Raw genomic sequence first — 11,063 nt, forward strand, 5'->3', positions numbered from 1 at the left:
CCGACGGCCGCAGCGGTGGAGGGGCTAGCCGCGTGGAAGACGCACGACGCTGTGGGCCTGACGCGTGTATTGGTTCAGCAGTGTAGTGCTGTTGGCGGACCCGGTGTCCGCCCCTTCGGCAAGGTCACCCGGATGTGGTGGACGTTCTGTCCAGTGCGGTCCGGGCGGCGTTACGGGTGAGCAGAGGGGCCGCGGCGTCGAACGCGCGCGGCCCCTCTTCCGTAAGGCTTACGCCTCTTCGTCGTTCACCCAGCTCATGAGCTTGCGGAGCTCCTTGCCGGTGGTCTCCAGGAGGTGGTTCTCGTCGGCCTTCTTGTACTCGGAGTACTTCTTCAGGCCGCCGTGGTACTCGTCCATCCACTGCTTGGCGAAGGTGCCGTCCTGGATCTCGGCCAGGACCTTCTTCATCTCGGCCTTGGTGGCGTCCGTGATGATGCGGGGGCCGGTGACGTAGTCGCCCCACTCGGCGGTCTCGGAGACCGACCAGCGCATCTTCTCCAGGCCGCCCTCGTACATCAGGTCGACGATGAGCTTCAGCTCGTGGAGGCACTCGAAGTAGGCGATCTCCGGCTGGTAACCGGCCTCGGTCAGAGTCTCGAAACCGGCCTTGACCAGGGCGGCGGTGCCACCGCAGAGAACGGCCTGCTCGCCGAAGAGGTCGGTCTCGGTCTCCTCGGTGAAGGTCGTCTTGATGACGCCGGCCCGGGTGCCGCCGATGGCCTTGGCGTACGACAGGGCCAGCTCGAAGCCCTTGCCCGTGGCGTCCTGCTCGACGGCCGCGATGCACGGAACGCCGCGGCCCTCCTCGTACTGACGACGGACCAGGTGGCCGGGGCCCTTGGGGGCGACCATGCAGACGTCGACGCCCTCGGGGGCCTTGATGAAGCCGAAGCGGATGTTCAGGCCGTGACCGAAGAAGAGGGCGTCGCCGTCCTTGAGGTTGTCCTTGACGGACTCCTCGTAGACCTGGGCCTGGATCGGGTCCGGGACCAGGATCATGATGACGTCGGCCTCGGCCGAGGCCTCGGCCGGGGTGACGACGCGCAGGCCCTGCTCCTCGGCCTTGGCCTTGGACTTGGAGCCCTCGTGCAGACCGACGCGCACGTCGACGCCCGAGTCACGGAGCGACAGCGCGTGGGCGTGGCCCTGGCTGCCGTATCCGAGAACCGCGACCTTGCGGCCCTGGATGATGGACAGGTCGGCATCGGCGTCGTAGAACAGCTCGGCCACTGGGTTTCTCCTAAGTGTGCGGTGTTGCGACCCACCGTACGGCGGGCGGGGGAAGGGAAGTTTTCGGGTCTCGCCATACGAGAGCCCAGGGGGTCGGGCGCTGCGGTCAGGCGCTGCGGTCCAGCGCGCGCAGCGAGCGGTCCGTGATGGACCTGGCGCCGCGCCCTATGGCGATCGTGCCGGACTGCACGAGCTCCTTGATGCCGAACTGCTCCAGCATCTTGAGCATGGCCTCCAGCTTGTCGGCGCCGCCGGTGGCCTCGATGGTCACGGCGTCGGGCGACACGTCCACGGTCTTGGCGCGGAACAGCTGGACGATCTCGGTCACCTGGGAGCGCGTTTCGTTGTCCGCGCGGACCTTCACCAGGACGAGCTCCCGCTGGATCGCAGCGGCGGGCTCCAACTCGACGATCTTCAGTACGTTGACGAGCTTGTTGAGCTGCTTCGTCACCTGCTCCAGCGGCAGGGCCTCGATCACGTTGACCACGATGGTGATGCGCGAGATCTCGGGGTGTTCGGTGGTCCCGACCGCGAGGGAGTCGATGTTGAACCCGCGGCGGGAGAAGAGGGCGGTGATGCGGGCGAGGACGCCGGGCTTGTTCTCCACCAGGACGGAGAGCGTGTGCTTGGACATGATTCTCTCTCTGCTCTTGTCTGGCTCTAGTCGTCTTCGTTGTCGCCGAAGTCGGGGCGGACGCCCCGGGCGGCCAGGACCTCGTCGTTGGAGGTGCCGGCGGCGACCATCGGCCACACCATGGCGTCCTCGTGGACGATGAAGTCGACGACGACCGGGCGGTCGTTGATGGAGTTGGCCTCTTCGATGCACTTGTCGAGGTCTTCGGGGCGCTCGCAGCGGATCGCGTAGCAGCCCATCGCCTCGGACAGCTTGACGAAGTCGGGGACGCGGGTGCCCTTGGCCTCGTTGCCGTCGCAGTCCTGCCCGCTGTGCAGGACGGTGTTGGAGTAGCGCTGGTTGTAGAACAGCGTCTGCCACTGGCGGACCATGCCGAGGGCGCCGTTGTTGATGATGGCGACCTTGATCGGGATGTTGTTCAGGGCGCAGGTGGTGAGTTCCTGGTTGGTCATCTGGAAGCAGCCGTCGCCGTCGATCGCCCAGACGGTACGGTCCGGCATGCCGGCCTTGGCGCCCATCGCGGCGGGGACCGCGTAGCCCATGGTTCCGGCGCCGCCGGAGTTGAGCCAGGTCGCGGGCTGCTCGTACTGGATGAAGTGCGAGGCCCACATCTGGTGCTGGCCGACGCCGGCCGCGTAGATGGTGTTCTCGGGGGCGAGTTCGCCGATCCGCTGGATGACCTGCTGCGGGGAGAGCTGGCCGTTGTCCGGCAGGTCGTAGCCCAGCGGGTAGGTCTCGCGCCAGCGGCTGAGGTCGTTCCACCAGGCGCTGTAGTCCGAGGTGTTGCCCTCGGTGTACTCGGCCTGGACGGCCTGCACCAGGTCGGCGATGACCTCGCGGGCGTCGCCCACGATGGGCACGTCGGCGGCCCGGTTCTTGCCGATCTCGGCCGGGTCGATGTCGGCGTGGACGATCTTCGCGAAGGGGGCGAAGCTGTCCAGCTTGCCGGTGACGCGGTCGTCGAAGCGGGCGCCGAGGGCGACGATCAGGTCGGCCTTCTGGAGCGCGGTGACGGCGGTGACCGCACCGTGCATGCCCGGCATTCCGACGTGCAGCGGGTGGCTGTCGGGGAATGCGCCGAGCGCCATCAGTGTGGTGGTGACGGGCGCTCCGGTGAGCTCTGCGAGGACCTTCAGCTCTGCGGTGGCCCGTGCCTTGAGGACGCCGCCGCCGACGTACAGGACGGGCCGCTTGGCGGCGGTGATCAGCTTGGCGGCCTCGCGGATCTGCTTGGCGTGCGGCTTGGTGACGGGCCGGTAGCCGGGCAGGTCGTTGACGGGCGGCCAGGAGAAGGTGGTCTGTGCCTGGAGGGCGTCCTTGGCGATGTCGACCAGGACCGGGCCCGGGCGGCCGGTGGAGGCGATGTGGAAGGCCTCGGCGATGGTGCGCGGGATGTCGGCCGGGTCGGTGACCAGGAAGTTGTGCTTGGTGATCGGCATCGTGATGCCGCAGATGTCCGCCTCCTGGAAGGCGTCCGTGCCGATCGCCTTGGAGGCGACCTGGCCGGTGATCGCGACCAGCGGGACCGAGTCCATGTGGGCGTCGGCGATCGGGGTGACCAGGTTGGTGGCGCCGGGGCCCGAGGTCGCCATGCAGACGCCGACCTTGCCGGTGGCCTGGGCGTAACCGGTGGCCGCGTGGCCCGCGCCCTGCTCGTGGCGGACCAGGACGTGGCGGACCCGGGTGGAGTCCATCATCGGGTCGTACGCCGGCAGGATCGCACCGCCCGGAATGCCGAATACCGTGTCGGCCCCGACCTCTTCGAGCGCCCGGATGAGCGACTTGGCACCCGTCACGTGCTCGATCGGGCTGCTCTGGGGTCCGGTGTTTCGGGGCCGGGGCTGCGGATGGTGGGCCCCGGTGGCCTGCTCGGTCATCGGCATTCTCTTCTCGAAGCTGAGGGTGGGAGCTGCTGAGGTGAAGCGGGGTCTTACGGCGTCGTGAGCGGTGTTTTGCCAGGGTTTGGGTGGTGCTGGTGCAACAAAAAACCCCCCGTGCCGTGAGGCAAGCGAGGGGAGCGCGTCGGGGCGGGACAAGCGGGTTCAGCGATGAACCCTGCTTCAGCCGACGCGCTTTCCAAGTACGAGAATTCGGGTGCGCATGGCATTGACCCTCCCTCCGGCGCACTGGGTGTGTCAAGTGGGTGGGACGGGCGTCTCATTATTTGAGCGCAATGGCGGATGTGTGAACGAGTCGACGCCGGGGGTGCCGGTATGCCGTACGGGCAGGGATCCGCCGGTCAGGACCGGCAGCGCACTGCCGGTGCCACCGGGCACGGGGAAGTCTCCCCGGGCCAGCGCCCGTCGCAGCCGGTACTCGTCGAGGGGTCCCGAGAAGGCCATGCCCTGTCCGTGGGTGCAGCCCATCGTGCGCAGTGCGACCACCTGTTCGGGGAGGTCGACCCCGTCGGCGACGGACTGCATGCCGAGGTCGGTGGCGATCCGCAGCAACCCGCTGGTGATCTTGTAGAGGCGGGCCGACTCGACGACGCCCTCGACCAGCCCCCGGTCCAGTTTCAGTACGTCGATGGGCAGCCTGCGCAGTGCGTTGATGGCCGCGTACCCGCTGCCGAACCCGTCCAGCGCGATGCGTACGCCGAGCCTGCGCAGGGCGGACAGCCGCTGTTCCAGGTCGTCGAAGGAGACCCGGGGGTCGCTGTCGGCGATCTCTATCACCAGCGCCCCCGAGGGCAGCCCGTGCCGGGTCAGAAGGGCCTCGACGGAGCCGAGCGGCAGGGACCGGTCCAGGAGGCGGCGGGCGGTCATCCGGACGGTGACGGGGACGGGGTGGCCCGCGCGGTTGCGCTCGGCGGCCTGCTCGACGGCCTCCTCAAGCAGCCAGCGGCCCAGCTCGGCGGTCCGGTCGCTGTCGTCGGCGACCCGCAGGAACTCGGCGGGGGTAAAGAGGATGCCCTGCGCGGAACGCCAGCGGGCCTGGGCGGCGACGGCCGCGATGCGCCCGGTGGCGAGGCTGACCACGGGCTGGTGGAGCAGGGCGAACTCGCCGTCGTGCAGGGCGGATCGGAGTCGCGCCGCTAGCTCCGTGCGGCGCACCACCTCCGCCTGCATCTGGGGGGCGTAGAGCTCGACGCGGTCCTTGCCGGCCGCCTTGGCGCGGTACATGGCGAGGTCCGCGTTGCGCATGAGGTCGGTGGGGGTGATGCCGGGTTCCGCGAAGGCGACGCCGATGGAGGCGGCGACCCGGACATCGTTGCCGTCCACCTGGTACGGCTGGGAGAGCGTGAGCCGCAGCCGGTCGGCGATCTCGTGCACCTGGTACTCGCGGGCGGTCTGGTCGCGGGTGCCGTCGCCCAGGATGAGGGCCGCGAACTCGTCGCCGCCGAGGCGGGCGGCGGTGTCCCCGATCCGTACCGAGTCCTGGAGCCGGCGGGCCGCCTGGATGAGCAGCTCGTCGCCGGCCTGATGGCCCAACCGGTCGTTCACCGCCTTGAAGCCGTCCAGGTCGATGAAGAGGACCGCGGTGCCGAGGTCGGTGGCGCGGCGGCCGACGAGCGCCTGGCGGACCCGTTTGGTGAACAGGGCGCGGTTGGGCAGGTCGGTGAGGGGGTCGTGTTCCGCGTTGTGCTGCAACTGGGCCTGGAGGCGGACCCGTTCGGTGACGTCGCGGCTGTTGAAGATGAGGCCGCCCTGGTGCCGGTTGACGGTCGACTCCACGTTCAGCCAGTCGCCGGTGCCGGACTTGACGCGGCACTCGATGCGGGTGGTGGGCTCTTCGAGGGGGGACGCGGCGAGGAAGCGGCGGACCTCGTGGACGACGGAGCCGAGGTCGGCGGGGTGGATGATCGAGGCCAGTTCGGAGCCGACCAGCTCCTCGGCGTCGCGCCCGTACACACCGGAGGCGGCCGGGCTGACGTAGCGCAGTATGCCGGTCGGGGCGGCGATCATGATGACGTCGCTGGAGCCCTGGACCAGGGAGCGGAAGTGGTTCTCCTTCTGGGCCAGTTCCTGGGTGAGGGAGATGTTGTCGACGAGCATGATGCCCTGGCGGACGACCAGGGCGAGGACGACCGTGCAGCCGGTGAAGAGCACCACCCGGTCGAGCTTGTGGCCGTCCATGACGTTGTAGAGGATCCCCAGCACGCAGACCGCGGCGGCGAGGTACGGGGTGAGGGCGGCGAGCGAACCGGCGATGGGGCGGCTGGTGCCGCGTCCTGTGGCCCGGTTCCGGGGTGCGCGGCCGGCCGCTCCGGGCACCGGCGGCCGGGAGGGGTGGGGTGCGTGCTGCCCCGTCCGGCCCGTGGGCCCGCCCGCCCGCCTGCCTGCCAGGCGGGCCCCCCAGGGGGCGTACGCGAGCAGCAGGGAGCCCGCGAACCAGCCCGCGTCCAGGATCTGCCCCGAGTGGTAGGTGTCGCGCAGCAGCGGCGAGGTGAACAGTGCGTCGCAGAGCACGGTCATCGCGAGGGCCGCGATGGCGGTGTTGATCGCGGCCCGGTTCGCCGACGAGCGCCGGAAGTGCAGTGCCAGCACCATGCTGACCAGTGCGATGTCCAGGAGCGGGTACGCCAGGGAGAGTGCGGCGTGCGCCACGCTGGCGCCCTGGAAGGCGGCCGAGTGCGCGAGGGCCAGGCTCCAGGAGAGGGTGAGCAGGGAGCCCGCGATCAGCCAGGAGTCGAGGGCCAGACAGAGCCAGCCCGCCCTGGTGACGGGGCGCTTGGCGAGGACCAGCAGGCCCACGATGGCGGGCGGGCCGAAGCAGAGGAAGAAGAAGTCGGCGAACGAAGGGGCCGGTACCGGGCGCTTGAGCACCACTTCGTACCAGCCCCAGACCGCGTTCCCGCCGGCCGCCATCAGCGAGGAGACCGAGAACAGCAGCCAGGCGGGCCGGAAGCGGCTCTCCCTGGACCGGGCGTACAGGAAACAGGAGACGGCGGCGGCGAGTGCGGCGGCGGCGAGTCCGAAGTCGCCCATGATCAGCGCGAGTTGGGGTGATCCCCAGCCGAGGGCCGATCCGGCGGCGTATCCTCCGCAGACCACCGCGAGGAGAAGTTGGGTCAGCAGGCTCGATCCGCTGCCGCCGTCTTCGGTCTCCTCGACGGGCGGGTGGGGGGCCATCAGGGCCCCCGGGGTACTCACCGGGGCGCTCACCGGGCCTCCCCGCACGGAGGTTTCGGACGGCGCCCCGGCCACCGGCCCGCGAGCCGGTGACCGAGCCGCGTCGGATCGTCTCTCCATGGGCAGTGCATGGTCCGTCGCCCCCCTTGCGGTGTCCGTCGTGCTCCCCAGCGCCGTGATGGTGGTGCATGGCGCAAGCCCCTAGGTCGGGACGATACACCAGGATCGTCACTCAGGGACATAGTTGCTCTACTCTCCGTAACTACCAGCAGGATTACGGGAACTGGGTGCGTTCGGACCGCTCCGGAGAGTGTCCGGCGGGGGACTTTTCGGGCGTCGGGGAGGTCACCCGGCCCGCCCTCAGTCCACCGTCCTGACCACGTTCGCGAGGGGTTCGCCCGCCGCGAACCGGGTCAGCTGGGCGGCCACCAGACGTTTGGCGCGGGGCAGGAACGCGGAGCTGCTGCCGCCCACGTGCGGGCTGATCAGCACACCGGGCGCGTGCCACAGCGGATGGCCCGGGGGCAGCGGCTCCGGGTCGGTGACATCGAGCGCGGCCCGCAGCCGGCCCGTCGCGGTCTCCGCGAGCAGGGCCTTGGTGTCGACGACCGGCCCGCGCGAGACGTTCACCAGGAGCGCGCCGTCCTTCATCCGGGACAGGAAGGCGGCGTCGGCCATCCCCCGGGTGCCCTCGGTGAGCGGCGTCGAGAGGATCACCACGTCCGCGTCCGGCAGCAGCGCGGGCAGATCGGTGAACGCGTGCACGGCGCCGCGCTCCGTGGTGCGTGCGGAGCGCGCGACGCGCGCCACCCGCGCGCACTCGAACGGAGTGAGCCGGTCCTCAATGGCCGCACCGATCGACCCGTATCCCACGATCAGTACGGATTTGTCGGCGAGTGCCGGGTAGAAACCGGAGCGCCACTCCTCGCGCTGCTGGCCCTCGACGAAGCCGGGGATGCCGCGCAGTTGGGCGAGGGTCAGGGCGAGGGCGAGCTCGGCGGTGCTGGCCTCGTGGACGCCACGGGCGTTGCAGAGCCGCACCCCGGTGTGGAGGCCGGGGCGCAGCCCGTCCAGGAATTCGTCGACCCCGGCGGTCTGGGTCTGGACGACGCTCAGCGAGGTCATCCGCTCCAGCGGCCGCAGCGAGACCTTGCGGCCCTTCATGTAGGGGACGACGTAGAAGACGCAGTCGGCGGGATCGGCGGGGAATTCGTCCCCGCCGTCCCAGACCCGGTAGGCGAGAGAGGCGGAAGCGGCGTCGGGGAGGCCTTCGAACTCGGCGGGCGGCAGGGGCAGCCATACGTCAGCAGTCATGCCCAGGAGGCTATGCGAACTGCTCTGACCAGCAGCGGTTAGTTTGGTGGGGTGCGGCCGGGGGGCGCGGCAGACGGAGGGGTACGGGCAAGGTGGAGCGCAGGACGATCGGGGCGACAGCGCTCGAAGTGGGCGCGGTCGGGCTCGGCTGCATGCCGATGAGCTGGGCGTACACCGGCTCCAGGCAGCGCGGCGAGGAGTCGGTACGGGCCCTGCACACGGCGCTCGACCGGGGGATGAACCTCCTCGACACCGCCGACATGTACGGCCCGTTCACCAATGAGCTGCTGATCGGGCGGGTGCTGCGGGAGCGGCGGCGGGACGCCTTCGTGTCGACGAAGGCCGGTCTGCTGGTCGGCGAGCAGCACATCGTCGCCAACGGGCGGCCCGGCTACATCAAGCGGGCCTGCGACGCCTCGCTGCGCCGCCTCCAGACCGATGTCATCGACCTCTACCAACTGCACCGCGCGGACCCGGAGATACCCGTCGAGGAGACCTGGGGCGCGATGGCCGAGCTGGTACGGGCCGGAAAGGTACGTGCGCTGGGCCTGTGCGCGGTCGGGGCGCGGGCCTCGCGCCGCTCGGGCACGGGCATCGGGAGGCCGGTGTCGGGCGGGCTGCACGACGGTACGGTCCGCCAGCTGGAGCGGGTGCAGCAGGTGTTCCCGGTGGCGGCGGTGGAGGCGGAGCTGTCGGTGTGGTCGCCGGAGGCCCTGGAGCGGCTGCTGCCGTGGTGCGAGGCGCGCGGGGTGGGCTTCGTGGCGGCGATGCCGCTGGGCAACGGCTTTCTGAGCGGCACCCTGACGCCTGGTCAGGGCTTCGAGCCGGACGACGTACGCGCCCGTCATCCGCGCTTCACGGCGGAGATGATGGCCGCGAACCAGCCGCTGGTCGTGGGCCTGCGGCGGATCGCGGAGCGGCACGGCCCGGCGGTGACCCCGGCGCAGGTCGCCCTGGCGTGGGTGCTGACGCGGGGCCGGCACGTGATCCCGGTGCCGGGCACGAAGCACGCACGATGGGTCGAGGACAACGCGTCGGCCGCCGAACTGACCCTGACGGAACGGGACCTGGCGGAGATCGCCGCGCTGCCCGCCGCGCAGGGCTCGTGGGACTGAGGGTTTTGAAAGGAGTCAGCGGAGGAACCGAGGGCTCCCCGGACGCCGTCGGTGTATGAACTGGTGTGAGCTTTCGCGATCGAACCGACCGAAGGGGACCACATCGTGCGACGCCCTGCTCCTGCCCTGACGGCCGTACTGGCCGCCGCGGCGCTCCTGCTCACGGCGGGATGCGCCGGCAACGGCCCCGGCGAGGGTCCTGGCGGCGGCCCCAAACCCCCTGCCAGAACCGGCAGTTCCGCCTCCGGCCACGCCGAGCCGACCGGCAGCGCGGCCCCGTCGGCGAGCCCCGGTCCGCAGGGGGCACCCGCGAAGGGCTCGGCCCAGGTGACGGGCACGCTCACCAAGGACCTCAAGTCCCCCTGGGGCATGGCGGTGCTGCCGGACGGCGACGTGCTGGTCTCCTCCCGTGACGAGGGGACGATCACCCGGGTCGACGCCAAGACCGGCAAGCAGACGGTCGTCGGCAGTGTGGTCGGCGCGTCCCCGGCGGGCGAGGGCGGTCTGATGGGCCTGGCCCTCTCCCCCTCGTACGCCTCCGACCGCCAGGTCTACGCGTACTTCACGACCGAGTCCGACAACCGCATCGCCCGCATGATCTACGACGAGAAGCGCCCGGCGGGGCAGCAACTGGGCGCGCCGAACACGGTGTTCAGGGGCATCCCGAAGGGGACCGTGCACAACGGCGGGCGGATCGCGTTCGGCCCCGACAAGATGCTGTACGCGGGTACGGGTGAGACGGGCGAGCGCGGTCTCGCCCAGGACCCGGCATCGCTCGCGGGCAAGATCCTGCGGATGACCCCGGACGGCCGGCCGGTGCACGGCAACCCGTCCGCCGACTCGGTCGTCTACTCGCTCGGCCACCGCAATGTGCAGGGTCTCGCCTGGGACGAGGAGCGCCGGCTGTGGGCGGCGGAGTTCGGCCAGAACACCTGGGACGAACTGAACCTGATCGAGCCGGGCAAGAACTACGGCTGGCCGACGGTGGAGGGCAGGGCGGGCCGGGAGGGCTTCGTCGACCCGGTCGCCCAGTGGAAGACGTCGGACGCATCCCCGAGCGGGATCGCGGTGGCGGAGGGGTCCGTGTGGGTGGCGGGCCTGAGGGGGGAACGGCTGTGGCGGGTGCCGCTGGCGGGGACGAAGGTGGTGGCGGAGCCGGAGGCCTTCTTCACGGGGAAGTACGGACGGCTGAGGACGGTACTGGCGGTGGGAGGTGACCAACTCCTCGTCGTCACGAACGAGACGGACTCTCGGGGGTCGCCGGGGGCGGGGGACGACAGGGTGCTGAGGGTGAGGGTGCGGTAGGGGGTGAGGTGGGCTGGGGGGCCATGGCGGAGGCGGAGCCGGGGCGAGGGGCTCGGCTCCGCCGGGGGCCGCCCCCTTGCCCGCCCGTCCCGCCCCCGGGGGGCGGCCCCGCCGCCCAAGGGGGCTCGGGGGCAGGGGGCAGGGGGCAGGGGCGGCCCCGCCCGCCCACGGGGCCAGGGCGTGGGCGGGGGCATTTAGGGGCGCGGGGAACTGCGCGGCCAGCCACGGCGGAGCCGCACATGGCCACCGGCCGCGGCCGGGCCCGCCACCTCAGCCCCACCCCGAGGGCCGGCAACCCGCCCACCACGTCCGGCCGCACGGTCCGGGGCCTGGGGGGGGGGCCCCAAAAACCCCCCACCCACCACAGGGGGTTCTGGGAGGGGGCTCCAGTTT

Annotated in this window: 7 protein-coding genes; 2 read left to right on the forward strand and 5 right to left on the reverse strand. The window is 71.0% G+C overall.

Features of this window, described 5'->3' with window-relative positions:
* Positions 1-228: 228 nt before the first annotated feature.
* From ilvC to ACZ5PB_RS35685, 5 genes are all read right to left on the reverse strand, one after another.
* A complete protein-coding gene (gene ilvC, locus ACZ5PB_RS35665; protein ID WP_468697038.1) occupies positions 229-1,230 on the reverse strand; it encodes a ketol-acid reductoisomerase in 1,002 nt (333 codons plus the stop codon).
* A 106-nt stretch (positions 1,231-1,336) separates the two neighbouring features.
* Positions 1,337-1,864: an acetolactate synthase small subunit gene (gene ilvN, locus ACZ5PB_RS35670; protein WP_362416045.1), complete on the reverse strand. Its 528-nt coding sequence runs from the start codon at positions 1,862-1,864 to the stop codon at positions 1,337-1,339.
* 26 nt (positions 1,865-1,890) lie between these two features.
* Entirely contained in the window at positions 1,891-3,747 is a 1,857-nt protein-coding gene (locus ACZ5PB_RS35675; RefSeq protein ID WP_468697040.1) for an acetolactate synthase large subunit, read from the reverse strand.
* A 252-nt stretch (positions 3,748-3,999) separates the two neighbouring features.
* Complete coding sequence (locus ACZ5PB_RS35680) at positions 4,000-6,957, reverse strand: putative bifunctional diguanylate cyclase/phosphodiesterase (protein WP_468697042.1); 2,958 nt, start codon at positions 6,955-6,957, stop codon at positions 4,000-4,002.
* A gap of 339 nt (positions 6,958-7,296) precedes the next feature.
* A complete protein-coding gene (locus ACZ5PB_RS35685; RefSeq protein WP_468697044.1) occupies positions 7,297-8,250 on the reverse strand; it encodes a 2-hydroxyacid dehydrogenase in 954 nt (317 codons plus the stop codon).
* A gap of 92 nt (positions 8,251-8,342) precedes the next feature.
* On the opposite strand from ACZ5PB_RS35685, the gene ACZ5PB_RS35690 reads away from it, so the two are divergent.
* A complete protein-coding gene (locus ACZ5PB_RS35690; RefSeq protein WP_468697046.1) occupies positions 8,343-9,365 on the forward strand; it encodes an aldo/keto reductase in 1,023 nt (340 codons plus the stop codon).
* A 105-nt stretch (positions 9,366-9,470) separates the two neighbouring features.
* Positions 9,471-10,670 (forward strand): PQQ-dependent sugar dehydrogenase, encoded by a 1,200-nt coding sequence (locus ACZ5PB_RS35695; RefSeq protein WP_468697048.1) that lies wholly within the window; start codon positions 9,471-9,473, stop codon positions 10,668-10,670.
* The last annotated feature ends 393 nt before the right edge of the window (positions 10,671-11,063 follow it).

It is taken from the genome of Streptomyces sp. NPDC032721 (genome assembly GCF_055579625.1).

Excerpts from the sequence above, each read along its gene's own strand:
- ilvN (WP_362416045.1), bottom strand. The coding sequence starts at position 1,864 with ATGTCCAAGCACACGCTCTCCGTCCTGGTGGAGAACAAGCCCGGCGTC.
- ACZ5PB_RS35675 (WP_468697040.1), bottom strand. The coding sequence starts at position 3,747 with ATGCCGATGACCGAGCAGGCCACCGGGGCCCACCATCCGCAGCCCCGG.
- ACZ5PB_RS35685 (WP_468697044.1), bottom strand. The coding sequence starts at position 8,250 with ATGACTGCTGACGTATGGCTGCCCCTGCCGCCCGCCGAGTTCGAAGGC.